The organism is Rhodobacteraceae bacterium M385 (assembly GCA_025141835.1).
In the GTDB taxonomy this organism is placed as follows: Bacteria; Pseudomonadota; Alphaproteobacteria; order Rhodobacterales; family Rhodobacteraceae; genus Gymnodinialimonas.
This window is the reverse complement of sequence record CP081102.1, coordinates 3,733,433-3,757,919: the sequence shown is the minus strand read 5'-3', so window position 1 is coordinate 3,757,919 and position 24,487 is coordinate 3,733,433. Positions and strand designations below refer to the sequence as shown.

The window sequence follows — 24,487 nt, the reverse complement described above, 5'->3', positions numbered from 1 at the left end:
GCGTTTGTACGGTCAGAGGTATTTGGCTTGCGGGCAGCCAAAGCTGCCCCACGGCCCCGGAGTTCTGCGGCGAAAGGAACGTAAGTATCTGCGAATAAATGATTTTAAGCGCGGCCAACCTGCATTCTCATCTCGACATGCAAGGCATAGGCTGACGAACTAAGCCGGCGGTGCCATCCCAATGGCCGCCCATCCCGCACTAGGGCTGCGTATGAGGAATCAGAAACACCAGTTCATTGGTGTCGTTTGCGCGCCGATAATTCAGGTCTTGGGTGAGTTCGCGAACCATCGCCCAACCGAATCCCCCTTCGGGCAGCTCTTGGCGATTCTCCGGATCGAACTGAGCGCGTCGTCCGGCGGGGGCGATTCCATCGGGCATCGGGCCGCCGTGATCCAGAATCTCGCACCAAAGCCCGTCGTCGCGCAGCCAAATCGACATCTCAATCGGGTGGCCTTCCTCAAAACCATAGGCGTGTTCGACCACGTTATTGAGCACCTCTCCCAGAATGATCTGAGAGGTGTCACAGGTCACAGAATCAACCTGTGCCGCGCGCACGTCATCTCTGGCCCGGTCTAGGGCATGACGCACTTGCACCGTCCCCGATTGGAACCGTTGAAAAACGTCAGGCGCTTTTGTGTGTGTCATAGGACGGTCCTTGGTTGCGACGAAACCAGTGCCCCGTGGGACGATACGGGCACAAGGCGGCTGATACAGATTCCAAGACTATTCTGCGGCAGTGGGTCCGGCCGCCGCCAGTGCTGCATCTAGGCTAGCGAAGATCGGGAAAACCGAATTCATCCGGGTCAGCAGCATTACCTTTTCAACAGGCGGTTGCAGACCCGCAAGCGCCATGTGTCGGCCCGAGCCCAATGCCTTATAGACGGCCACGATGGCCCCAAGTCCGCTCGAATCCAGAAACTCAACGTCGCTCAGGTCAAGAATCACGTCACCCCCGGCGGCGGTGAGTGTCCGAAAAGTTTCCTTGAACTGAATCGCAATGCTCGCGTCGAGGCGCTGCTCCGCGATGTGAACAACACCGACGGTGTCGTGTTGGGTGTAAGTCAAATTCATCGCATGTTCCTCGTGCTCTGCATTTGCTAGGAGCCTAGGCAACAAGTCTTACTATTTCGTTTTCGCACAGCTGCGATTTGGAGGAACGATGGAACAGATTGTCATTACCGGAGCCGCACGCACGCCAATGGGCGGATTCCAAGGCGCACTTTCACCCGTTACCGCCGCCGAATTGGGCGGCGCTGCCATCAAAGCCGCGTTGGGAGGCGCGCAGGTGGATGAGCTGCTGATGGGCTGCGTTCTTCCGGCAGGCCAAGGCCAAGCCCCTGCACGACAGGCGGGCTTCCACGCAGGCCTTGGCGAAAGCGTTCCCGCGACGACCCTCAACAAGATGTGCGGCTCGGGCATGAAGGCGGCCATGATGGCCTACGATGCGCTGGCGCTCGGCCAAGCGGATGTGATCGTGGCAGGCGGGATGGAGTCCATGACCAACGCCCCCTACCTGATGCCTGCCATGCGCAACGGCGCGCGCATCGGCCATCAGAAGACCCTGGATCATATGTTCCTCGATGGGCTCGAAGACGCATACGACAAAGGCCGCCTCATGGGCACCTTCGCCGAAGATTGCGCTGAAGCGTTCCAGTTCACCCGTGAAGCCCAAGACGCCTACGCGCTCGGCTCTCTGGAAAACGCGCTGGCCGCACTGAACTCTGGCGCCTTCGCCAACGAGATCACACCGATTACGATCAAAACCCGTAAAGGCGCGACCGAGGTCACAACGGATGAACAGCCGGGCAACGCGCGGCCCGACAAAATTCCCCAACTTAAACCGGCCTTCCGCGAAGGCGGCACGGTCACAGCCGCCAACTCGTCCTCTATCTCGGACGGCGCCGCAGCCCTTACCCTGGCGCGCGCTTCTGCCGCCCAGGCTCAAGGCCTTCCCACACGGGCCCGTATCCTTGGCCACGCTTCCCACGCCCACGCGCCCTCCCTCTTCCCGACGGCCCCGGTCCCGGCTACCCAGAAACTGCTCGACCGTATCGGCTGGACAACTGAGGACGTGGACCTTTGGGAAGTGAACGAGGCCTTTGCCGTCGTCCCCATGGCCTTCATGCACGAAATGAACATCCCTCGGGACAAGGTTAATGTGAACGGCGGCGCCTGTGCCCTGGGTCACCCCATCGGCGCTTCAGGGGCTCGGATCATCGTCACGCTTCTCCACGCCCTGGAGGCCCGCAACCTCAAACGGGGGATCGCCGCCATCTGCATCGGCGGCGGCGAAGGCACTGCCATCGCAATCGAGCGCGACTAACCCTTCACCTTTTTACAAATATCGAATCCCACCATGGCCGACTACGCAACGCTTACTCAAACGATCGCCTCCCTCACCGAAGGCGAAACCGACACCGTGGCCCTCATGGCCACCGTAGCGTGTGAGCTGCACCACGCAGACCCCCGCTTCGATTGGACCGGGTTCTATCGTGTCACGGAACCGAACCTGCTCAAAATCGGCCCTTACCAAGGGGGTCACGGCTGCCTGCAAATCCCCTTCTCCAAAGGGGTTTGCGGCGCGGCGGCCCGGACCGGTGAAACGCAATTGGTCGCAGACGTTGATGCTTTCCCGGGCCACATCGCCTGCGCCTCTTCCACCCGTTCTGAAATCGTCCTACCGGTCCGAGATGCCTCAGGCGCCATCATCGCGGTCCTCGATATCGACAGCAATCAGCCCGATGCCTTCACCGCTGAGGACGCAACCGCCCTCCATGCAATTCTGACCAACACCTTCGCCCGCCCCTAACCGCCCGCCGGAATTCCTTGCAAGGAATTCCCCAAAACTCTTGCAAGAGTTTCCCCAGAGTTTTGCAAAACTCTGGGCGGCCACCCCGTCACCCTCTCGGCAAGGGCACCACACCTGCGTCATCGGGGGTCATCTCTTCGAAATCGAAGTTATCCAGCCGCTCCGCCCGTTTCCCCGCCCGGGACGACGCGGTCAGAATCCCGGCCACATCTTCCCCGGCCTGCCGCAAATGCGCTTCCAGCTTTCCGGCCCGCTCGCCGACAATCTCCACATCGCGGTGCAACTGCCGCAAGGCTTTGCGGATTTCTCCGGCCTGCTCCCGCATCCTTGCGTCCTTCATCACCGCCCGCATCGTGTTCAGCGTAGCCATGCAGGTGGTGGGCGATACGATCCAAACCCTCGCGTCAAATCCGGCCCTCACAACCTCGGGCAGACGTGCGTGCAACTCGGCGTAGACCGCTTCTGAGGGCAGGAACATCAATGCCCCGTCGGCGGTCTCTCCCTCGAGGATGTATTTCTCCGAGATCGCCTTGATATGCACCCTCACCGCCGCCCCAAACTCTCTCAACGCCCGTGCTTGAGCCTCGGCGTTGGGCGCGCGCATCAACGCTTCATAAGCCTCAAGCGGGAACTTCGCGTCGATCACAATCGGGCCCGGAGGGTTCGGCAGATGGATCAACACATCTGCGCGCTTTCCGTTCGATAGCGTCGATTGCAGCGCGTAGGCGTCCGGCGGCAAGGCGCCGGACACGATATCGTTCAGCTGGATTTCCCCAAACATCCCGCGCCGTTGCTTGTTCGACAGAATATCCTGCAACCCCAATACATCGCCCGAGAGCTTCTCGATCTTCGCCTGCGCCCGGTCGATCTGCTCCAGTTTCTGCTGCAATTCCCCAAGGCTCCGCGCCGTGCGCGTCGACGTCCCGTGCAGCGTTTCGGACATGCCCTTCTGCACCTCCTCCAACCGCCGCTCCATCGCCTCCTGCAACGTGGCCTGAGCCCTCGCCTGATGGTCCGACACTGCGGCCAAACCACCGGCCAGCCGCTCCTGTCCCTGACCTAACGCCTGCACCGTCTGTCCCAATGCCGCCATGTGATGTGCCAGCGGCTCCACCGCCAAGGCGGATCTTTTTGCGGCCCTCCACCCCGACAGGATCAGCACCATCAGCAAGACCAACGCCACCGCGCCGCCCACAACGGCCCAAACAACCGGATCGCTCAGATCCACCGAAATTTCGCCAAAAGAAATCACGTGCGCCCGAACAGCCGTTCGATATCAGCCAACTTCAGCTCCACATAGGTGGGCCGCCCGTGGTTGCACTGGCCCGATAGCGGCGTGGCCTCCATCTCGCGGAGCAGGGCGTTCATCTCATCGGCCCGCATCTGCCGCCCTGACCGGATCGAGCCGTGGCAGGCCACGCGGCTCAATACGGCCTCCACCCGGGCCTGTACCGTTTGGCTGTCGCCCAAATCGGCCAATTCGTCCAGGATATCGCGCACCATCGCTTCGGCGTTGATTTCCCCCAAAATGGCCGGGGTTTCGCGCACGGCCACGGTGCCTGGCCCGAACGGTTCAATGACCAGACCAAACCGCTCCAACTCTGCTGCGTGATCCAACAGACGATCCGCATCGGTGCCAAGAGTGATAATCTCGGGGATCAGCAACGCCTGCCTCGCTACACCGTTTTCGGCCATCTGGGTCTTCAAGCGTTCGTACACCAGCCGCTCATGGGCCGCGTGCTGATCCACCAAGACGATCCCGCCCGGCGTTTGCGCGATGATGTAATTCTCGTGGACCTGTGCCCTTGCGGCACCCAAGGGGCCGTCGCTGTCGATCACTGCTTCATCCACGCGGGCCGAGGGGGCGGACCAAGACGGGGCCGCTTCCTCCATGCCTCGGATAGGGGCGAACCCGCGCTGCTGTCCGGCCCGGTCCATCTGATAGACGCGCGGCGAGGAAAGCGGCTCCGCAGGAGGCGCTTGAGGAGCCGTCTGAAACGCCTGCAACGTCGCGTCAGCGACGGTGGACGACGCGCGGTGTCCGGCTTCGGCCAAGGCATGACGCAGCCCCGTGACAATTAGTGAGCGGGCGGCGGCAGGCTCCCTGAACCGCACCTCAGATTTCGCCGGATGCACGTTCACATCCACCCTCTCGGACGGGCAGCCGATAAACAGCACCGCTGCCGGATGCCTGTCTCGGCTCAACACATCCATATAAGCGGCCCTCAGCGCCCCGATCAGCAGCTTGTCCCGTACGGGCCGCCCGTTCACGAACAGGAATTGCGCCACGGCAGAGCCGCGGGAATAGGTGGGCAGGGCGGCGTAGCCTGTCAGGTGCAGCCCTTCGCGCTCGGCATTAATCGCCAGTGCGTTATCGGTGAACTCTCGGCCCATGATGGCGGTCAACCGCCCGCGCAACGCATCGAACAGATCGCCGCTTTCGGGATCAACGCGGAACGTTACGCGCTCCACCTCCGTCACATCCTTCAGCGTGAACCCGATGGAGGGTTCGGCCATCGCCAGCCGTTTCACTACGTCAGAGATCGCCTGCATCTCGGCCCGGTCCGTGCGCAGGAACTTGAGCCGCGCTGGCGTGGCGAAAAACAAATCACGCAATTCAACCACGGTGCCGCGGTTCAGCGCAGCGGGCTTCACCGCCTCATGGGCACCTCCCGTCACCCGGATCATATGCCCCGCGTCCGAGGCGCGCGAAGTAATGCTGAGCCGCCCAACAGACCCGAGAGAGGGCAGCGCCTCTCCCCTAAACCCGAACGAATGGATGTTCAGCAGGTCCGTGCCGTCGATCTTTGATGTGGCGTGGCGCGACAAGGCCATGGGTAGGTCATCCGCTTCCATCCCGCAGCCGTCATCGGTGACGCGGATCAGAGTTTTGCCGCCATGGGCGACCTCGACCACGATGCGCCGTGCGCCCGCGTCAATCGCGTTTTCCACCAGCTCTTTCACGGCGGATGCTGGACGCTCCACCACCTCACCCGCTGCAATACGGTTAATTGCGGCTTCATCCAGTTGCCGGATGACGGGGCGGCCAGAATCAGAGGCGCCTGTGGATATGTTGGGGGTGGGATGTGCCATGGCGCTACCTGTAGCACAGGCGGCCTTGGGGTGGGAACCGATTCCGCGCCTCACATAGGGGCGAAGCGGGTGAATTGGTTAACGGGGCGGCAGACACTTCGGCCAGCATTGGGCGCGTAGGGCGGGCCTGGGCCCGCCGCCCCGTTTTCGCGATTAGTTCGAGGCTTCAAGCCCTTCAGGCTGACCCACGACCACGAAGCGCAATGCATCGCTATCAACAACCTCTGCGGCGACCCGTTGGATATCTTCCACCGTCACGGCCAGTACGTTGTCGTTGCGGCTGGCGATATAGTCGATCGGCATATTGTCGGCCTGCATCGCGGCCAGAATGCCCGCAATCGTGCCATTGCCATCAAAGCGCAGTGGGTAGGCCCCAGTCATATACTGCTGTGCGGCCTCCAGCTCGGCCTCGGTGATCCCGTTGGCGGCGATCTCGGCCCATTGCGCTTGCACCACGTCAATCGCCTCGGCCACCAAAGCGTTGGAGGAGGAGAACCCGCCCTGCATCATGGGCGCGGATCGGCTGAGGCTAAGCCATGTGCTGATCCCATAGGTCAGCCCGCGCTGTTCGCGCACTTCTTCCATCAGCCGCGACCGATAGCCCCCTGCGCCCAGAACCTGGTTCATCACGAAGGCCGCGAAGAAATCGGGGTCGTCACGGGCAATACCCGCATGGCCGAAATACACGGAGGATTGCGGCGTGGCGAAATCCACCACGGTAATGCCGCCCTCGTCAGACACCTCTGCCGGGTCGGGCAGGGGCACGTCGGACAAGGGCAGATCACCCAGAAGCGTATCAAGGATCGGCCCAAGGTCTTCGGCGGTCATGTCGCCTGCCACGCCGACCGACACGCGGTCGCGCACCAGTGCACTGCGGTGGGCAGCCAGCAGATCGTCACGGGTCAGGCCAGCGACGCTTTCCAGCGTGCCCTCAAGCCGAGTGGCATAGGGATGGTCGCCAAAGGTCAGCGCGTTGAACTCGGCTCCGGCAATTGTTTCGGGGTCATTGGCGTCGCCTTCAAGGATCGACAAAACCTGCCCCCGCACCCGTTCAATCGCGCTTTCGTCAAAACGCGGGGCAATTAGAACGTCGTGCAGAAGCGCCAAGACCTCATCGCGGTTTTGGGTCAGCATCTGGACCGAAATCACTAGCTCATCGCGGTAGACATCAAAGCTGAAAGACGCAGCAAGCCCTTCAAGTTCAGCGGCGAAAGTGGCCGCGTCCATGTCCCCCGCGCCCTCTTCCAACAGGGCCGTCATCAGATGCACAGCGCCGCGCGCGTCCGGCGCGTCGATGGAGCCGCCGCCGGTGAACCAAAGATCAAGCGCCACGAAGGGGATGGAGGTGTCTTCCACCAGCCAAGCATCAATCCCACCTTCAGACGTGACCGGTTGGATATCCACGATATCGGCATGAAGCGGCGCGGCAAACGCCAGCGCCACGGCCAAGGGGGCAAAGACCCGAGCGGTCAGACGGGTAAGCTTCAGGCGAGCGCTCATTGGGATGCCTCCTCTGTGTCGGTGGCGGTTTCATCTTGGGGTGGCTGCATCAGGTAGCCGATGGTTGTGGCGTCTTGGCTGAAAATCTCTCGGGCGGCGTCCATGACGTCTTCAATCGTCGTGGCGGCCAGCACATCGGGCCAAGCCTGCACATCGGCCACGGTCAGCCCCGAGGCCAAAGCCCGCCCATAGGCACGGGCAAGGCCCGAGGCATCGTCTTCCTCATAGATGCGAGAGGCTTCGATTTGGAACCTGATCCGCTCGAATTGCGCGGGGTCGATGCCTTCCTCTAGGAACTCCTCAACCTCGGCCAGAATATCGGCCTCGGCCTGTTCCAAAGAGGTGCCGGGCAGGGGCATGTTGATCAGGGTGAAGGTTGTCTCATCAAGGCTGGTGCCGGCGTAATACGCCCCCACGAACAGCGAGCGTTCGTCGTCCAACTGCATTTCGCGCGGCAGAACCGAGGTAAAGCCCGAGCCTGCCAGGATTTCCGCCAAAAGCGTCAGCGCTGCCGCCTCTTCCTGATCGCCCGCGTTGCGTTCCGGCGCGAGGAATTCGATCGAGACATAGGGATTGGCGACGCGGGCGTCCTCATAGATCACCCGGCGCTGCGCAATATGAGGCGGCTCGGTGGGGCGCTCCCGGGATTCGACGGCTTCGATGTCGGGGTTGGCAGGGATCGGGCCGTAGTGTTCTTCGGCCAAGGCTCGGACCTCTTCGGGGGTAGCATCGCCCGCCACCACAAGGATCGCGTTATTGGGGTGGTAGTGGGTCTCGTACCAGTCGCGGGCGTCTTGAAGGCTCAGCTCCTCCATCTCGTGACGCCAGCCGATGATCGGGCGACCGTAAGGGTGGTTAAGGTATGTGGCCGCTGCCAATTGTTCGTTAAACAAGCCGCCGGGTGAAGTGTCGGTGCGTTGGGCGCGTTCTTCCAGGATCACCTGACGCTCGGTCGCGACCTCATCCTCATCAAAGACCAGATCACGCATCCGGTCTGCTTCCATCATCATCATCAGACCCAGACGGTCCGCCGCGATGTGCTGGTGGTAGGCGGTATAATCCCAAGAGGTAAACGCATTGTCCGACCCGCCGTTCTCTTCAACGATGCGCGAAAATTCACGGGATTCCAGATCGTCGGTGGCTTTGAACATCAGATGCTCAAGGAAATGGGCGATGCCCGATTGGCCCGGCATTTCATCGGCAGAACCCGCCCGGTACCAGACCATATGGGTCACGGCGGCGCTGCGGTGATCTTCGATCACAACCACCTGCATCCCGTTATCTAAGGTGAATTCGGTGACTTCACCGGCGGCATTGGCCGCAAGCGGCAGGGCCGTGAGGCCGAGAGCAAGGCCGAGGCCTGCCAGATGGGGGCGGATCATTAACGTGTCTCCGGGGCTTTGGGTCGTTGGATGTGAATGTATGGGGTTTCACGGGCGCATCAACACTCCTGACGCAGACGTGACGGGGAAGGGAGTAAGGAATGCCGTAGCCCGTGGATGATTTGCGCCGTCAAGGCAGCACGAAAGAGCCCTTTGGCCGGGGCCAGAGGGGAATTTGAGGGACGGCGAAATCCGAGGGATGTCAGAGACCGGGCGGCGGGGCGCTTGGGGTTTGCACACCGGAACGGCGCAACCGCTCTAGCTCGGCGTAGCGATCAAGGGCTTGGCGGCGGTAGGCCCGGAAGTAGACGTTGTTCTGGAACAGACGCTCCAGCACACGGCCACCGTTATTCTGCCGGAACGCCAGATCTTCCGCCGCAAGGGTGCCACGAATATCAGGGGCAACGCCGAAGCGGGACGCGTGGTTCACCAGCCCGCCTGCGTTGGCGTTGGCCCGCGCGATATTGCCGCCAAGGGCTGCAATCGCATCGGCCTCAGGCGTCGGATCAGCGCGGTTTGTGCCCCCCAAGGTGGGTGTTGGCAGGGTGCTGCGATCGGCGGGCAATTCCAGATCATTGGTGGGGACGATGGCAAATTCATCGGGCCCGGACTCGGTGTTGCGCAGGTTCATAAGCGTGGGCGTGCCGTTCGAGCAGGCGGTCAGCCCGATCGTGGCAGTCATCAGAACCAGAAGTGTTGCGCGCATAGCCATCGAAGTCTCCTTGGCGCTTGGTCTAGCGCATCTTCAAACGCCCGTCACGGGGTTATCTCTATCCCGGCACTACGCCGCCTTTTTTGCGGGATCTGCGAACAGAAGCAAGCCAACGGCCCCGACGACCACGCCGATATCGGCGATATTGAAGGTATAGGGGTTCTGAAACCCGCAGCACGACATGTTGAGGAAGTCGATCACCGCCCCGTGGATCACCCGATCCAGCGCGTTCCCAAGCGCCCCGCCAATCACCGCGCCCGCGCTTATCAGCGCCAAAGGCCGCGTCAGCCCGGTCTTCGCCCAATAAAGCAACCAGCCGCAGATCAGCAGGGCCAGCACCACAAGCCCATAGCGCGTAACCTCGGGTCCGCCCGCAAGAATGCCGAAGTTGATCCCCGTGTTCCAGCCAAGGTGGAACACCAGAAACGGCGGCACCACCTCTATATGGATGCGCTCAATCAGGTTGAGGCCGTAGAGCACGCCATACTTGGACCCCTGATCGATCAGGAACCAGAACAGCGCGCTCAGGTACAAGAGCCGCATCACTGGACCTCGGCAATCGTGGCAGAGCCGGGCTGGCTGAGCATCCGTATCAGCGTGGCGCAGCCGCCGTTCCCCGCTAGGGTAGAGGCCCACATGCGCGCGCCCGCTTCCGGGTCATTTGCGGCGATGATTCCGATGATGCTGTCGCCATTGGTCAGCCCCATAGCGTCGCCAACAGGGCCCTCCAGAGCCGTCGCAAGGCCCTCCGCATCCACGGTTTCCGCGCGATGGTTACACAGGGTGGCCGCCACGTCTTCGAGGCCGGCGAGGGCCGCAGCGCCCCTTGATGTTTGGGCTGCGGCCGGTGCCGCCACGAGGACCGTAGCGAGGAGGAGTGTGAAGCGCATCATGGTCCCTTTGGTTCAGTGCCGGAAGTGGCGCATACCTGTAAACACCATCGCCAAGCCTGCGTCATCTGCCGCGGCAATCACCTCGTCATCGCGCATGGAACCGCCGGGCTGGATCACCGCCGTCGCGCCCGCCTCTGCCGCTGCCAGTAGGCCATCGGCAAAGGGGAAGAACGCATCGGACGCCACAACCGAGCCCTTCGCGGGCGTATCCGCCATGCCGCATTCTGTGCCCATCCGGGCCGCTTTCAGCGCCGCAATGGTCGAGCTGTCAACGCGGCTCATCTGGCCCGCGCCGATGCCTACCGTTGCTCCGCCCTTGGCGTAGATGATCGCGTTGGATTTCGTGTGCTTGGCCACGGTCCATGCAAAGCGCAGGTCGGTCATTTCCTGATCCAATGGCGCGCGTTTCGTCACCACCTTCAGATCATCCGCTGCCACGAACCCGGTGTCCTTGTCTTGCACAAGCAAGCCGCCCGCGACCTGCTTATAGGCCACCATCGGCGCACGAGGGTCGGGCAAGCCGCCCGTGGTCAGCAGGCGCAGGTTCTTCTTGGCCGCGAAGATCGCCTTGGCGTCCTCATCGGCGTCAGGGGCGATAACGACCTCGGTGAAGATCTGCACGATCTCTTCGGCGGTTGCCGCGTCCAGCTTCTGGTTCAGGGCCACGATACCGCCGAACGCGCTGGTCCGGTCGCAGTCAAACGCCGCCTTGTAAGCCTCGACCAGCGAAGCGCCCCGCGCCACGCCCGAAGGGTTGGCGTGCTTGATGATCGCGACGGCGGGACCGTCTGCCGGGGCGAATTCGGACACCAGCTCAAACGCCGCGTCGGTATCGTTGATGTTGTTATAGCTCAGCGCCTTGCCCTGATGCTGTGTCGCCGTAGCCACGCCGGGACGAGCCGAGCCATCGTGGTAGAACGCCGCTTTTTGGTGCGGGTTTTCGCCGTAGCGCATTTCCTGCGCCAAGGTGCCTGCGAAGGCGCGATGCGGGGGTGTTTCGATCTCTGCCGCGCCCGCCATCCAAGAGGAGACCGCCGCGTCATAGGCGGCCGTGCGGGCGTAGGCCGCTTGCGCCATGCGCTGGCGGAACGGGAACGACGTGCCTTTCTGGGCGTCCAACTCTTCCAGCAAGCCCGCGTATTGCGCGGGGCTTGTCAGGACCGTCACAGCACCGTGGTTCTTGGCTGCCGCGCGGATCATCGCGGGGCCGCCGATGTCGATGTTCTCGATGCAGGTGTCGTAGTCCGCGCCTTTGGCCACGGTTTCCTCGAACGGATAAAGGTTCACCACCAACAGGTCGATCGCGCCAATGCCGTGTTGCTGCATCGCGGCTTGGTGATCCTTGTTGTCGCGCAGGGCCAGCAAGCCGCCGTGGATCATCGGGTGCAGCGTCTTCACGCGGCCATCCATCATCTCGGGGAAGCCTGTCACCTCGGACACATCGCGCACGGGCAGGCCCGCTTCGCGCAACGCCTTGGCGGTGCCCCCGGTGGACAACAAATCAACCCCCCGCGCGGCCAGGTCACTGGCGAATTCGATCAGGCCGGTCTTGTCAGACACAGATAGCAGGGCACGGTTCAGGGGGGCGGGGTTCGACATGGGCATTCCTTCAAGGCAGCGTCCCCGTGGTCTTCACAAGGACAGGTCTGGGGCTGGCAGCAACGCAGAGGGGCGGGCGATGGACCAGCTGACAGCCGCTCCATACCCCCTGACGCGAGACGTTAAAACGATCTGTTTTGTCGCGCGTGGCTTCAGCCGTGTGTCGTCGAAATAGATTGACGGCATGATCGACATCTTGGCCTCGCCGCCATGGCGGAAGACCCAGACCTCGTCAGTGGGCAGTGTCAGCGAGATCGCCGCGCCGCCCATGTCCAATTCCGCGACCACATCGGGGTGCAGGTGGAACCTTGCGGCAAAGCGCAGACCCACGTCTGAGGGCAGGTTACGGTTGACCCGGGTGAACCGGTTGCGGTCATCGCCGTCCAGCGCCGCCAACCCGTCTTCGCCGCGCAAAAGGTTGCCGTTGTCTTCCAGTGTCAGGGACCGCAAATGCACCAGCCCGTGGGTGCGCCGCCAGCCATCGTGGGACAGCACGATACCTTCGCCCCCGGCAATTTCCGACACTTGGATCGACACATCAGTTGGCCCTTCGGCAAAGCCCTGCCGCTCGGGCGGCACGTCCGATGCTTTGTGAGCGAACCGCGACGAGGAGTACCCCTCAAGCGATACGGTGGAATGGCTGACCGTCGCCCGCCCGGCCCGCCGCCAATCGGCCCCAAACGCCGCGCCAGAGCCTGCGTTCACGATTACGGGGTGATTGGCCGAGGCCATTTCAAACGCCAAGGTGCCTGCGTGGGCGTTGGTCGACCCCGGGCCCATCATCGGCGGGGCCGCGTCGGCAATCACCGTCACCCGGCCCGAGGCCATACGCGCATAGCCCATCGCCAGGCCCTTGATTCGTGCGGGCCGGACGCCCGATTGCACCAGTGCTCCGATCAACCGCCCCGGCGCGCCGCGCCCGCCGCCATGGGCCCGCACGAGGCTACCATCGGCATGGCGCATGGCCCGCAACGTCGGCGCGATGCGAAGGATAGCAGTGTCCACGGCCGGGTCGGCCCGCTTGCCGGTTTCTTGCAGGATCTGAGCAATCCAGGTGAGCAGAACGAAGACCTCAAGCAATTCCTCCGGGTTGCGCGTGACGATGCCGCCTTGGGCGTCAATCTGCGTGGCGCATTCCTGCGCCAACCCTTGCAGCGCGGGGTCAAGAACCGTTTCCATCCCGATCAGGGCGCAGGCCGAATAGATCAGCCCGGTCAGGGCCTCGAACCGGGGCAATCCCGGCGAGGCGCGATGCCAGCGTTTCGCCAGAAAGTTGGTCTGCCGAGACAATGCAAGGTGAAAGAGCTTGGTCTCAGGCGGGCGCTGACCGTTCATCAGGAACAAAGCATGGGTGATCCAGCGGATTTGCCGACGCCCGGTTAAATCGGCGCTCCACCCCGGCCCCTGGCCTTTGCCGTAACGATCCACCCATTGTGACAGCCAAAGCTGCGCGGTGTCACGGCCAGCGCCGTCAGGGACAGCGGCCAGATCATCGAGCCAATGGAACCCATGCAGCGCGGCTTCGAAATCATCATTGGGCGCGGTGATGTCCCACGGGCTGGTATCGGGAGCTTCGATTAATGCGCCGCCAAGGCGGAAGTTGCCGGCCATCAACTGCCGACCACGGGCGGCAGAGCCGGGGAAGCGCACCTCGGGTTGCCACAGGAAACCCTGCATCCGGGGCCCCCAGCCAGCGGCCCGGGCGGCCCACCGATGGGTTAACCGCGCACCCGTACCCTGCGGCGGGCGCGGCCTTGCGGGGGACGGGGGAACGGGTGCGGACATAGGGTTTGGCTGCCTGTTTGCGGGGTCAGCGGGGCAATATCACGACAGGCGCAGTGCGGCCATATAGAAGCCGTCCATCCCGCCTTTATCCGCCCAATAGGACGGCCAGAGGCGCAGGCCCCCTTCGTCGCTGGCCCATGCCGCATCGCCACCGATGGCGGTGGGATCGGTTGGGATGATCGAGAGGCCTTCGTGCCGTTTAAGGGCGGCCTTGATCTGGAACTCGCCCTCGACGGGCAGCAACGAGCAGGTGCAATAGACCAGCGTGCCGCCGGGTTTGAGCAGGATCAGGGCATGGTCGATCATCTGCATTTGCAGCTTGGTCAACGGCTCAATCTCATCGCCGGATTTAACGAAGGGCAAATCGGGATGGCGGCGAATCGTGCCAGTGGCAGAACAAGGCGCATCCAGAAGGATGGCGTCGTAGGTGCCTTGATGCTGGAAGGCATCCCCTGTCTCGAGGGTCGCGGAAAGCTGCGTCCGGGCGAGGTTTTCGGCCACCCGCTTCATACGCGGGCCGGAAATGTCGAGCGCGGTGACATCGGCCCCGGCGGCGGCCAGCTGCATGGTCTTGCCACCGGGCGCGGCGCAGATGTCGAGCACTTTCTTGCCCTTCACGTCGCCTAGTAGCTTCACCGGAACGGCGGCGGCTGCATCTTGAACCCAGAACTTGCCCTCGGCATAGCCGGGCAAGGCGCTGACCTGCGGATGGTTGTGCAGCCGTAAGGAGCCGGTCGGCAGAACGTCCGCCCCTTCCAGTGTGAAATCGGCGTCGCGCGGGGTCAGATCAATCGGCGGCATCTTCGCTTGCGCGGCCTCGATCGCCTTGATCCCCTCGGCCCCGATCCGCTTACGCAGTGCTTTGTCGAGCCAGGGCGGCAAGCGCTGCGGTTGGGTCTTGGCCCATGCTTCGGGCCCTTCCGTAGCAACCTTGCGCAGGATCGCGTTCACCATGCCCTGCGCCTTGCGGGTATGGGGCTGGGTCTTGGAGATGCCGACCAAATCACTCACGACGCCGTGGGCGTCTTCGCCGTTCACCAACAACTCCACCGCGCCGAGCCGCAGGATGTTATGCACCCCGATCTGGGGTTTGCGTTGGGTGTAGGGCTTCAACAAGGCATCCACCGCGCCCAGATTGCGCAATACGGCCAGGGCCAAACGGCTCGCTCGGGCGGCCTCGGCCCCTTCGGCCGGCACCTCGACCTGACCCAGGATCTGACGATCTCTCAGGACGGCGTTAAGCAGGATTAGGGCAGCGGGACGCGCTTTCATGGGCGGAGTTCCTTGTTCCGAGAGCTTTGCCGCGTATATCAGGTGGCAATGACACACAAGCCAGAGGCCCCGCCATGAGCGATCCCAAGGACCTGACCCCAGAAGCCACCCGTGCCCTTGCCGAGGCGGAAGAGCGCCGCGCGAAGACGAAAGAGGCGACACTGCCGACAGAGCTTGGCGGCCGCGACGGGCCGGAGCCCGTGCGCTACGGCGACTGGGAGCGCAAAGGCATCGCCGTCGATTTCTAACCGCGCCGTCGGACCAGATCCTTGCAAGGATCTGAACACTCCCTTGCAAGGGAGTGGGGAAAACTCTTGCAAGAGTTTTCTACCCCGCCCCGGCAGCGCGTGACCTCAGGCCAGTCCCAGCACCGACATCATCGAATAGTGCCCCGGCGCGCGTCCTTGCCCCCAAAGCGCGGCCTTCAGCGCCCCACGAGAGAAAATCGCGCGGTCGGTGGCAAGGTGGCGCAGGACGATCCGTTCTCCATCGGCGGCAAAGATCACGTCATGCTCGCCCACAACATCGCCCCCGCGAATCGCGGAAAAGCCGATGTCGCCCCTATTACGTGCGCCAGTGATCCCGTCCCGCCCGCTGTCTTTCACATCGCCCAAAGCAACGCCGCGTCCTGCGGCGGCGGCTTCGCCAAGCATAAGCGCGGTGCCCGATGGGGCATCAACCTTGTGGCGGTGGTGTGCCTCGACCACTTCGATGTCGAAATCCTCGTCCAAGGCGGCGGCGACCTGTTGCGTCAGGCGCACCAGCAGGTTCACCCCAAGGCTCATGTTGCCCGCCCGCACGATGCAGGCGTGATGGGCGCAGGTGTCCAGCGCCTCGATATCCGCCTCGGACATGCCCGTTGTACCAATTACGTGCACGGCCCGGGCCTGAGCGGTCAGCTTCGCATGGGCGACGGTTGCCTCGGGCGAGGTGAAATCAATCACCGCTTGGGCTTTCACAATGGCCTCTAGGGGATCATCAACCACCGGCACGCCATTGGCCGCCCCGCCCAAGGCCTCTCCTAGGTCCGCGCCAACCCAATCGTGGCCGGGCCGTTCCGTCACGGCGGCCAAATGGGCGCGGTCTGATGCGGTGATCGTTTCAATCAACATCCGCCCCATGCGGCCCGACGCGCCCATCACGGCGATGCCTACGCTAGATTCTGAATTGGCCATTCTCGCCTCCATCCGGTTCCGGCTCGGTCGTAACGGAACCTTGCCGAACAAGGAAGCGCCAGCTTGCGGGAGACGCGTTCATGGCCTACCTCTGGGGCAAGGGGAATTCGAGCCATGGCACGTAGTAAGAACCAGAACGGCCCAAGCAAGTCGCAACGACAGCTTCGGGTCGGTGAATTGATCCGCCGCACATTGTCCACTGTGCTGGCGCGGGCCGAGGTGCATGACCCGGTCCTGAACGCGATGTCGATCACCGTGGGAGAGGTGCGGACCTCATCCGATCTGAAGATCGCCACGGTCTACGTGATGCCTTTGGGCGGATCGGGCAAGGACGAGGCGATCGAGGCATTGAAGCGCAACAAGGGTGAGTTGCGGCGGCTGCTGGGGAAAGACCTGAAGCTGAAGTATCTGCCGGACCTGCGCTTTGTGATCGATCAGACCTTCGACCAGATGGACGCGACCCGCGAAATGCTGTCGCGTGCCGAAGTGCGCCGCGATGTCGAATTGGTGCGGGATGAGGATGACGAAGAGGGGGACGCATGATCCGCACCCTTTTGTTGGCGACCTTCCTTTTTGCCCCCACGATCAGCGCCGCTCAATGTGAAACGGTGCTTTTTGACGATGCAGAATTCACCGCCTGCGAGGTCGAGATGACCGGTGCAGACGTGCGCCTGTTCTTGCGCGATGAAGCCGGCGAGGTGCTTGGCACCTTTGGCCGCGTGGAAAGCCTTCTGCCGGAAGGGGCGCGGCTGGATGTGGCCATGAATGCGGGCATGTTCCATGAAGATCGGTCCCCCGTCGGGCTCTACGTCGAAAACGGGGAAGAGGAGATGCGGATCATCACCTCGGATGGGCCGGGTAACTTTGGCCTTCTGCCTAACGGCGTGCTTTGCCTGGAGGAAGGCCAAGCGACGGTGGTTGAAAGCCGCGCCTTTGCCGAGAGCCCGCAACCATGCCGCCACGCGACGCAGTCGGGACCGATGCTGGTCATTGATGGGGAATTGCATCCGCGATTTCTGGAAGATAGCGACAGCTACAACATCCGCAACGGCGTTGGCGTGAATGCGGAAGGCGACCGGATGTGGATGGTAATCTCGGACCAAGCCGTAAACTTCCATCATTTCGCGCGGTTCTTCCGGGATTATCTGGAGACGCCTAACGCGCTTTATTTCGATGGCCGTGTCTCGCGCCTTTATGCGCCCGAAATTGGGCGCTCGGACCTCGGGTTTCCCGTGGGGCCGATCCTGGGTGTTGTTGTCGACGGAACGGTTGACGCTGGCCAAGGCGACGGGTAGCCCGCCATCCTGATTTTAGACGGGGTTACTTAGATGGCACGTAGGAAAAAAGGCCGCGATATCTCGGGTTGGGTGCTGGTGGACAAGCCTGCGGGGCTGACCTCGACCGCTGTGGTCAATAAGGTGCGCTGGTGCTTCGACGCCAAGAAGGCGGGTCACGCGGGCACCTTGGACCCTGACGCGACAGGCATGTTGCCGGTGGCATTGGGCGAGGCGACCAAGACCATTGCCTATATGGGCGATGATCTGAAAGCCTATGAATTCCGGGTCCGTCTGGGTGTTTCCACAAAGACCGATGACGCCGAGGGGGAGGTGATTGAAACCTCTGACGCGCGGCCCAGTGATGCCGAGATCACGGCGGCGCTGCCTGCCTTTGTGGGCGATATCCAACAGGTCCCGCCGCAGTTCTCAGCCGTGAAGGTAGACGGGGAACGCGCCTATGACATTGCGCGCGGCGGGGGCGAGATGGAACTGGCGGCCCGCGATTTGTATGTGGAAAGCCTGAAGGTGATCGGGCGCCCCGATGCCGACCATGTGGATCTGGAGTTCGTTTGCGGATCGGGCGGTTATGTACGGTCTATCGCACGGGATTTGGGGCAGGCCTTGGGGTGTTTGGGCCATGTCTTGTGGTTGCGGCGCACATGGGTCGGGCCGTTCGACATAGAGGACGCCGTGGGCCTTGACCGGGTCGAGGCATTGGCCCGGTCCGAAGAGATCGACGCGTTGTTGCACCCCGTGGGCATGGCGCTGCACGCTTTGCCCGAGCTGCGAGCGACCGAGGCGGGTGCTGCGAGGTTGCGCAATGGCAACCCCGGCGGCGTGTTGCCGGGAAATGTGGAATATGGCGACTTGGCTTGGGCAACGTTGAACGGCGTGCCCGTCGCCGTGGGCCGCTACCGCGCGGGCGAGTTACATCCTGAACGCGTGTTCAATTTGTGAGCTTGGGTCGGGCAGGGCGGCAGCGCCCACCCACCCACCCCGCCGCCGCCCTGCCCGGCGTTTCAATTGAGAGGGTGAATTGCGTGGATAGGGTGGGATTCGATATTTTTGAAAAGGTGAAATGATGATCGAGCGGCAGCATTTGAAGGGGGATGCGGCCTCGGTCGCGGTGTATTCCGATTGTGAGGCCTATCGCTATTCCTTGACCCGCGTGTGGGATGAGGCCGGGGAGAGGGGGTTGTTCATCATGTTGAACCCATCGACCGCGACCGAGGTGCAGAATGATCCCACGGTGGAGCGCTGCGAGAGACGGTCACGGGCGCTTGGATACGGGGCGTTTCGGGTTTTGAATATCTTTGCCTATCGTGCCACGGACCCGAGGGACATGCGCCGGGCGGAAGACCCAGTGGGGCCTGAAAACGATGCCGCGCTGTTGCAGGGGTTGGATTGGGCCGATCGGGTGATTTGCGCTTGGGGCACCCATGGAGAGCACTTGGGGCGCGGGCCGGAAGTGGCGGCGTTGTTAAAGGGGACGGGGCGGGAGTTGTTGCATTTGGGTTTGTCGAAAGCAGGGCACCCGAAGCATCCGCTTTACATTGGCTACAAGGTGCAGCCGCAGGTTTGGGAGGCCTGAGCGGCCCCGAAGGGGGCGGATACCCCGACGTGTCAAGCGACTGATTGCAGGACGATCGCATTGGGGTCGAGCCCTTGGGCGCCCTCCACGGAGAGGATGATTTCTCCGTTCAGGATGATGTTCGCGCCGCTTCCGTCTGCGAAGTCCTGAACCTCCAGGGTAGGATCGGGGTTCACGGAGGGATCGAAGATAACCTCGATGCGGTCCTCGGAGGGATCAAAGTCTGCCACGCGGCCCGCGACTTCGGCGCTTTCGATGTAAGACCCGCCGGTGAATGTATCGGAGCCGGCGCCGCCAACAGCAAGGTCACCTTGCCCCAAAATGATGTGATCATCGCCAGAGCCCCCCCAAAGCACATCGGCGTCGTCTTGGTCATTGGAGCCGTCGCCAAAGGTGCCGTCCAGCGTATCATCACCGGAGCCGCCGTTGAGGGTATCGTAACCCATGCCACCTTGCAGGAAGTCGTTAGCACCACCGCCGTGCAGAACGTCATCCCCTTCGCCGCCGAACAGAAGGTCACGGTCACTGCCGCCGTCGAGGGTGTCATTGCCCTCTCCTCCGTTCAGGAAATCAACGCCGGTTTCGCCTTGCAGGTCATCCGCGCCCGAGCCGCCGTAAAGCTCATCATTGCCGCCACCGGCGTACAGCGTGTCGTTGCCTTCATCGCCATACAGCGTCCCGGCGCCATCGCCGCCCGAGAGTTCATCGCTGTTGAACGTGCCGGTCAAAGCATCATCGCCGCCGGTGCCGAAGGCCGCATCAATATCGACACGGGCTTGCAGCATCTCATTGGTGCCACCAATTCCGGTAAGGTCCTTGGTGATCTGGTCCAGAATCGTGTCGAGCTCATTGGCTTCCAACAGATCTTCGTTGGCGGGTTCTGTCACCACGACGGAGGGCTCATCGGCACGGGGGAGCGGGTCTTCAACCTGGATCAAAGGGCCGTCACTGCCGGGATCACGCCCCTCGGAAGGGGAGGGTGTTTCGGTAAGGGGCAGGGTCTGTGGCACGTCTGGCGATTGCGCACGCTCACCCGTTTCATCCGTCGCCGTGGGCGATGTGGCTGGGGTGTCGCCTTCTTCGGACATGACAACACGGACGTGATCTTCTGTGAGGGGTGTCGTGCCATCAACCAGGGTGACGGGCAGGCCATTGGCGAAAACCAGCGTGGCGTCCTCTTCCGTATCATGCTCGACGTCAATGGCGGGCGCTTCGTCGGCGGTGCCGTCAAATTCCAACACCAACGTGTCGGTGTCGGTGCTGAAATACTCTACATAGGCGACGGTTTCGCCTTCGACGTCTGCGGTGGCGCTGATTTCCACGAAGGCGCTGTCTTCCTCGGGAGGTTCGGACCGGGTCCAGTCGGAATCCGCGGCGGCCTCTGCGGTTTCGGCGGCCTCAAGTTCCGCCGCTTCAGCGCGGGCGCTTTCGGGGGCGTCGTCTGAGATCTCTTCTTCTTCGGCGTCCAGCAGGTCTGTCAGCCCGGAGCCCGTTTCAGGCGTTTCCATATCGCCCGCATCGGCGCCGTCATCGGGCGACGTATCGTCAGAATTTCCTTCGACGGGGTTCACGAACCCATCAAGGGCAAGCCCCATGAGGAGCAATGCAAGTAGACTTCCTGCGACGATCATAGTGGATCCCTCGGGCTTTCCGGTCTTGGCGTTGACAGCGGGCGTTGAAGTTGCGGGCGTGAAAGTTGGTGGCGGGCCGCAAACATTACGCGGCGGGCCGGGCCCATGCCTTCTGGCAACAAACTGGATGATCGTGCGGCTGGGTGGCCTTATTCGGCTGGCCCCAAACGCAGGTCGGATCACCTGACGGTCCATTTCTATGGACAAGGCATTGCTGAAAGCTAAAGCCTCGGCTGCTTCATACCCAAGAATTCTGGAAAATTCGCGGTGATTCTGTTGGACTGGTTAACAACAGGCATGGCGACAGGCCCCTGTGCAAGGAAGGGGTTTCCTCAGGCCGCGATTCGGTGTAGCTGCGCGCATCTGTGCCGGGGTTTGCCTCGGCCGGACCCTCCATGGGCCTTGCTGGACGACATCCCGGCCTGCGCCATAACCCTTAATCCTTAAAGGAGACCCCGATGTCGATTACGCCTGAAGAAAAAGCACGTCTGATGAAAGAGTTCGCCACCAAAGAAGGCGACACCGGTTCCCCTGAAGTTCAGGTTGCCATCCTCACCAGCCGTATCACGACCCTGACCGAGCACTTCAAAAGCCACAAGAAAGACAACCACTCCCGTCGTGGTTTGTTGATGATGGTTGCGCAGCGCCGGAAGCTTCTGGACTACACACGCGCCAAGGATGAGGCCCGCTATCAGGACCTGATCAAGCGCTTGGGCATCCGCCGCTAAACCGCGGATTGATGTAAAGTTGGGAAGGGCTGCCTTGGGGCGGCCCTTTTTGTTTGTGTGACAGGGGTAGGGGAATGTCGATCAAAATAGGGGCGGCGGTGAATGACGGCAGTGAGCCCAAATTGTTCGTTCGTTACCGCTCAGCGAGTGTCTGCTATTGCGCTCGCATGGCAATGGTTAGGATTTTCCCTAAGTTTTATTGACAGCATTTAGCCTGCCATGTTACTTAGGTATATGTCTAAGTATGATCCCAACCTCGATCTCTGCTTCTCAGCGCTCGGTGATCCGACACGGCGTATGATCCTTCAGCGTCTTGCACGGGGCGAGGCGACTGTCAGCGAATTGGCTGAGCCGCACGACATGGCGTTGCCGTCATTCATGGAACATCTGAAAAAGCTCGAAGCGGCTGGCCTCGTCACATCAAAAAAGCAGGGGCGAACGCGAACCTGCGAACTAGCACCCGGCGCTTTTGCTCCTGCCAAAGATTGGCTGAACGAACAAAGCGAGGTTTGGGAGGGGCGACTGGACCGCTTTGATGACTATGTCAAAAACCTCATGCAGGAACGCCAAAAATGAAACTTGATCCGAAAACCGATCTGACCTTCACCCGCAAGATCAACGCACCTAAAGAGCTGCTTTGGGAGTGCTGGACAACGCCAAAGCACATCAAGAAATTCTTTGTGCCCAAACCGCATAGCATCGACGCTTGCGAAATCGACCTGCGCGTCGGCGGCAAGTTCAACACGACGATGAATGTCGAAGGCAATCTCATGGAGAATGAAGGTGTCATTCTGGAAGTCATTGAAGGCGAGCGCCTAGTTTTCACGGACACTTACAGCGAAGGCTGGAAGCCTGCCGCCGATCCGTTCATGACGGCGATTGTCGAATTCGCAGATGATGGGAAGGGTGGCACCATTTACACCGCGACCGCCCGTCACCGCTCGCCCGAAGCACGCCAGAACCACGAAGACATGGGCTTTTATAATGGCTGGGGCACAGTTGCGACGCAGCTCGAAGAATACGCCCAGTCTCTCAAATAACTGACAGTGGACATCGCATCTAAGACAGCTTTGGCCGCTAAACCGAGGTACTCTGACAGCAGCCCCATTTTCGGCTGCACGGAAAGGACGCTACAATGCCAAAGATGATTTTCGTAAATCTGCCGGTAACCGATTTGCCAAAGGCGATGGCATTCTATCAAGCTATCGGGTTCGAGAATAATCCGCAATTTACCGATGATACAGCGGCTTGTATGGTTTGGAGCGACACAATCTTTGTTATGTTGTTGACCCATGACAAATGGCGCACTTTCACCAAGCGCCCAATACCGCCTGCAACCTCAAGCGAAGTGCTTCTAGCGATTTCTTTCGACGATATAGCTGCCGTTGATACAATACTGGACGCCGCGGCGGCATTTGACGGCGCACCAGATATCAACGCCAAACAGGATTACGGATGGATGTATAGCCGCAGCTTTGCCGATCCGGACGGGCATGTATGGGAATGCATGTGGATGGATATGGCTGCGGCCGGCGAACAGGAGGCAATATCATGACGACCGCCAAGAACACCGTTTGCGTCTGGTATGACAAAGACGCCGAAGCTGCCGCAAGGTTTTACGCCACTGTTTTTCCTGACAGCGAAGTCACGGCGGTGTCTTTCGCGCCTACCGACTATCCGTCGGGCAAGGCTGGTGACGTTTTGACCGTTCAATTCACAGTCGCGGGAGTGCCCTGTATCGGCCTGAACGGCGGGCCAGCATTCAAACAGGATGAGGCGTTTTCATTTCAGATAGCCACGGACGATCAAGCAGAAACTGACCGTTACTGGAATGCAATCGTCGACAACGACGGGCAAGCAAGTGCCTGTGGCTGGTGCAAGGACAGATGGGGTGTCTCTTGGCAAATCATACCTCGTGTGTTGACCGATGCCCTGGCCGCCGGCGGGGACCCGGCACAACGTGCGTTTGAGGCGATGATGCAAATGAGCAAAATTGACGTGTCCAAGATCGAAGATACTCTACGGAACCAGTAGCTCCAGCATTTCCACCAAGGCGGGCCGCTTTTGACCAAAAGAATCTGCTGTAAGCAGACTTTGGTGCGAATGCGGCGAACGGTAACTTCGTCCGCCGAGCTGCCTTTCGACTTCGCGGCCTTGGAGGCACTTCGGGGAGAGACCGGGTTTGGCCTTTTTGCCCACTTCAGGTCCGGTTCGATGCAAAGTTGGGAAGGGCTGCCTTGGGGCGGCCCTTTTTGTTTGGTGGCCTCGGGTGCCTGACTTGCCAAACACGGACGGGGCGCGTTTGATAGCGCCAAAAAGGGAGCCCCATGCGCAAAGTTCTTGTCGGTCTGATCGTGGTCGTGCTGCTTGTTGTGGGCGCCTATCACCTGAGCCGTGCCCGGTCGGTGCAATTGTTTGGGGAGGCTGTGACCTCGGTCCCGACTGATCAGATGGTCGTGGCCCTGACATTTGACGATGGTCCCACGGCCCGATTCACGCAAGAGCTTCTGACAGCCTTGGGCGATACCCCCGCGACGTTCTTCCTTGTGGGTAGTGATATCGTGGCCAACCCTGACGCCGCTGCGGCCATCGTGGAAGCAGGCCACGAGATCGGCAATCATTCCTACACCCATCCGCGCATGGTGCTGATGTCCCCCGCCCGCGTCCGCGCCGAGATTGAGGACACGGATGCCGCAATCCGGGGGCTTGGCTATGACGGTCCGATCCATTTCCGCCCGCCGTTCGGTAAAAAGCTGGTCGTGCTGCCTTGGGTGCTATCGCAAATGGATCGCCCGTCGCTGATGTGGTCACTAGAGCCGGACACTGCGCTTGGTGGCGACGCCACCGCCGAGGCGCTTGCGGATTACGTCATCGCGCAGGCCGCGCCGGGCGATATCATCTTGCTCCACGGCATGTTCAGCACAAATGCTGCCACCCGCGCAGCACTGCCCGCGATGATCGAGGGGTTGAGCGACCGGGGGTTCACCTTTGTCACCGTGTCCGAGCTACTGGCGTTAGACGGCTAAGTGCGGGGCGGAA

General features: G+C 61.7%; 27 protein-coding genes. 13 read left to right on the top strand and 14 right to left on the bottom strand.

Going from position 1 to position 24,487, the window contains the following annotated elements; all coding sequences use genetic code 11:
- Positions 1-199 precede the first annotated feature (199 nt).
- Together K3728_18475 and K3728_18470 are read right to left on the bottom strand one after the other, a co-directional pair.
- Positions 200-646, bottom strand: coding sequence for an ATP-binding protein (locus tag K3728_18475; GenBank protein UWQ95614.1), 447 nt, complete (start codon positions 644-646; stop codon positions 200-202).
- Positions 647-724: 78 nt separating this feature from the next.
- Positions 725-1,072, bottom strand: a complete 348-nt coding sequence (locus tag K3728_18470; GenBank protein UWQ95613.1) for an STAS domain-containing protein — start codon at positions 1,070-1,072, stop codon at positions 725-727.
- A gap of 88 nt (positions 1,073-1,160) precedes the next feature.
- Here K3728_18470 and K3728_18465 point away from each other — a divergent pair, with 88 nt between their 5' ends.
- Complete coding sequence (locus K3728_18465; GenBank protein UWQ95612.1) at positions 1,161-2,324, top strand: acetyl-CoA C-acyltransferase; 1,164 nt, start codon at positions 1,161-1,163, stop codon at positions 2,322-2,324.
- A gap of 33 nt (positions 2,325-2,357) precedes the next feature.
- Complete coding sequence (locus K3728_18460) at positions 2,358-2,810, top strand: GAF domain-containing protein (protein UWQ95611.1); 453 nt, start codon at positions 2,358-2,360, stop codon at positions 2,808-2,810.
- 88 nt (positions 2,811-2,898) lie between these two features.
- On the opposite strand, the gene rmuC is transcribed toward K3728_18460, so the two are convergent.
- The 10 genes from rmuC to K3728_18410 form a co-directional block, all read right to left on the bottom strand.
- Entirely contained in the window at positions 2,899-3,975 is a 1,077-nt protein-coding gene (gene rmuC / locus K3728_18455) for a DNA recombination protein RmuC (protein ID UWQ97628.1), read from the bottom strand.
- Positions 3,976-4,058: 83 nt separating this feature from the next.
- Complete coding sequence (gene mutL, locus K3728_18450; protein UWQ95610.1) at positions 4,059-5,903, bottom strand: DNA mismatch repair endonuclease MutL; 1,845 nt, start codon at positions 5,901-5,903, stop codon at positions 4,059-4,061.
- Between the two features lie 153 nt (positions 5,904-6,056).
- Positions 6,057-7,403: an insulinase family protein gene (locus K3728_18445; GenBank protein UWQ95609.1), complete on the bottom strand. Its 1,347-nt coding sequence runs from the start codon at positions 7,401-7,403 to the stop codon at positions 6,057-6,059.
- On the bottom strand, positions 7,400-8,785 hold the full coding sequence (locus K3728_18440) for an insulinase family protein (protein UWQ95608.1): 1,386 nt from the start codon (positions 8,783-8,785) through the stop codon (positions 7,400-7,402). The genes K3728_18445 and K3728_18440 overlap by 4 nt, the downstream gene beginning before the upstream one ends.
- Before the next feature lie 202 nt (positions 8,786-8,987).
- Complete coding sequence (locus K3728_18435) at positions 8,988-9,497, bottom strand: DUF3035 domain-containing protein (GenBank protein ID UWQ95607.1); 510 nt, start codon at positions 9,495-9,497, stop codon at positions 8,988-8,990.
- Between the two features lie 69 nt (positions 9,498-9,566).
- Positions 9,567-10,040, bottom strand: coding sequence for a signal peptidase II (gene lspA / locus K3728_18430; GenBank protein UWQ95606.1), 474 nt, complete (start codon positions 10,038-10,040; stop codon positions 9,567-9,569).
- Positions 10,040-10,390 carry a hypothetical protein gene (locus tag K3728_18425; GenBank protein UWQ95605.1) on the bottom strand — a complete coding sequence of 117 codons (351 nt, stop codon included), beginning with the start codon at positions 10,388-10,390 and terminating at the stop codon, positions 10,040-10,042. Before K3728_18425 ends, lspA begins: the two co-directional genes overlap by 1 nt.
- A gap of 12 nt (positions 10,391-10,402) precedes the next feature.
- On the bottom strand, positions 10,403-11,989 hold the full coding sequence (gene purH, locus K3728_18420; protein UWQ95604.1) for a bifunctional phosphoribosylaminoimidazolecarboxamide formyltransferase/IMP cyclohydrolase: 1,587 nt from the start codon (positions 11,987-11,989) through the stop codon (positions 10,403-10,405).
- Positions 11,990-12,022: 33 nt separating this feature from the next.
- Positions 12,023-13,666, bottom strand: coding sequence for a heparinase II/III family protein (locus tag K3728_18415; GenBank protein UWQ95603.1), 1,644 nt, complete (start codon positions 13,664-13,666; stop codon positions 12,023-12,025).
- A 147-nt stretch (positions 13,667-13,813) separates the two neighbouring features.
- On the bottom strand, positions 13,814-15,046 hold the full coding sequence (locus K3728_18410) for a 16S rRNA methyltransferase (GenBank protein UWQ95602.1): 1,233 nt from the start codon (positions 15,044-15,046) through the stop codon (positions 13,814-13,816).
- A gap of 74 nt (positions 15,047-15,120) precedes the next feature.
- Between K3728_18410 and K3728_18405 the strand changes: the two genes are divergently transcribed.
- Positions 15,121-15,294, top strand: a complete 174-nt coding sequence (locus K3728_18405; GenBank protein ID UWQ95601.1) for a DUF1674 domain-containing protein — start codon at positions 15,121-15,123, stop codon at positions 15,292-15,294.
- 105 nt (positions 15,295-15,399) lie between these two features.
- On the opposite strand, the gene dapB is transcribed toward K3728_18405, so the two are convergent.
- Complete coding sequence (dapB, locus tag K3728_18400; GenBank protein ID UWQ95600.1) at positions 15,400-16,221, bottom strand: 4-hydroxy-tetrahydrodipicolinate reductase; 822 nt, start codon at positions 16,219-16,221, stop codon at positions 15,400-15,402.
- A 114-nt stretch (positions 16,222-16,335) separates the two neighbouring features.
- Between dapB and rbfA the strand changes: the two genes are divergently transcribed.
- The 4 genes from rbfA to K3728_18380 all read left to right on the top strand — a co-directional run bounded on the left by rbfA (position 16,336) and on the right by K3728_18380 (position 19,089).
- Positions 16,336-16,764 carry a 30S ribosome-binding factor RbfA gene (gene rbfA, locus K3728_18395; protein ID UWQ95599.1) on the top strand — a complete coding sequence of 143 codons (429 nt, stop codon included), beginning with the start codon at positions 16,336-16,338 and terminating at the stop codon, positions 16,762-16,764.
- Entirely contained in the window at positions 16,761-17,516 is a 756-nt protein-coding gene (locus tag K3728_18390) for a phosphodiester glycosidase family protein (GenBank protein ID UWQ95598.1), read from the top strand. The genes rbfA and K3728_18390 overlap by 4 nt, the downstream gene beginning before the upstream one ends.
- Before the next feature lie 33 nt (positions 17,517-17,549).
- Positions 17,550-18,455 carry a tRNA pseudouridine(55) synthase TruB gene (gene truB / locus K3728_18385; GenBank protein UWQ95597.1) on the top strand — a complete coding sequence of 302 codons (906 nt, stop codon included), beginning with the start codon at positions 17,550-17,552 and terminating at the stop codon, positions 18,453-18,455.
- A gap of 124 nt (positions 18,456-18,579) precedes the next feature.
- Entirely contained in the window at positions 18,580-19,089 is a 510-nt protein-coding gene (locus K3728_18380; protein UWQ97627.1) for a DUF1643 domain-containing protein, read from the top strand.
- A gap of 32 nt (positions 19,090-19,121) precedes the next feature.
- Here the strand turns inward: K3728_18380 and K3728_18375 are convergent, their stop codons facing one another.
- The gene (locus K3728_18375; GenBank protein ID UWQ95596.1) at positions 19,122-20,684 is read right to left on the bottom strand and encodes a hypothetical protein; all 1,563 of its coding nucleotides are present in this window, start codon (positions 20,682-20,684) and stop codon (positions 19,122-19,124) included.
- A gap of 494 nt (positions 20,685-21,178) precedes the next feature.
- On the opposite strand from K3728_18375, the gene rpsO reads away from it, so the two are divergent.
- The 6 genes from rpsO (at position 21,179) to K3728_18345 (ending at position 24,474) form a co-directional block, all read left to right on the top strand.
- A complete protein-coding gene (gene rpsO, locus K3728_18370; GenBank protein UWQ95595.1) occupies positions 21,179-21,448 on the top strand; it encodes a 30S ribosomal protein S15 in 270 nt (89 codons plus the stop codon).
- Positions 21,449-21,682: 234 nt separating this feature from the next.
- A complete protein-coding gene (locus K3728_18365) occupies positions 21,683-22,024 on the top strand; it encodes a metalloregulator ArsR/SmtB family transcription factor (protein UWQ95594.1) in 342 nt (113 codons plus the stop codon).
- A complete protein-coding gene (locus tag K3728_18360; protein UWQ95593.1) occupies positions 22,021-22,488 on the top strand; it encodes an SRPBCC family protein in 468 nt (155 codons plus the stop codon). Before K3728_18365 ends, K3728_18360 begins: the two co-directional genes overlap by 4 nt.
- Before the next feature lie 95 nt (positions 22,489-22,583).
- Complete coding sequence (locus K3728_18355) at positions 22,584-23,003, top strand: lactoylglutathione lyase (GenBank protein UWQ95592.1); 420 nt, start codon at positions 22,584-22,586, stop codon at positions 23,001-23,003.
- Complete coding sequence (locus K3728_18350; GenBank protein UWQ95591.1) at positions 23,000-23,482, top strand: VOC family protein; 483 nt, start codon at positions 23,000-23,002, stop codon at positions 23,480-23,482. Before K3728_18355 ends, K3728_18350 begins: the two co-directional genes overlap by 4 nt.
- Positions 23,483-23,775: 293 nt before the next feature.
- Entirely contained in the window at positions 23,776-24,474 is a 699-nt protein-coding gene (locus K3728_18345) for a polysaccharide deacetylase family protein (GenBank protein ID UWQ95590.1), read from the top strand.
- The last annotated feature ends 13 nt before the right edge of the window (positions 24,475-24,487 follow it).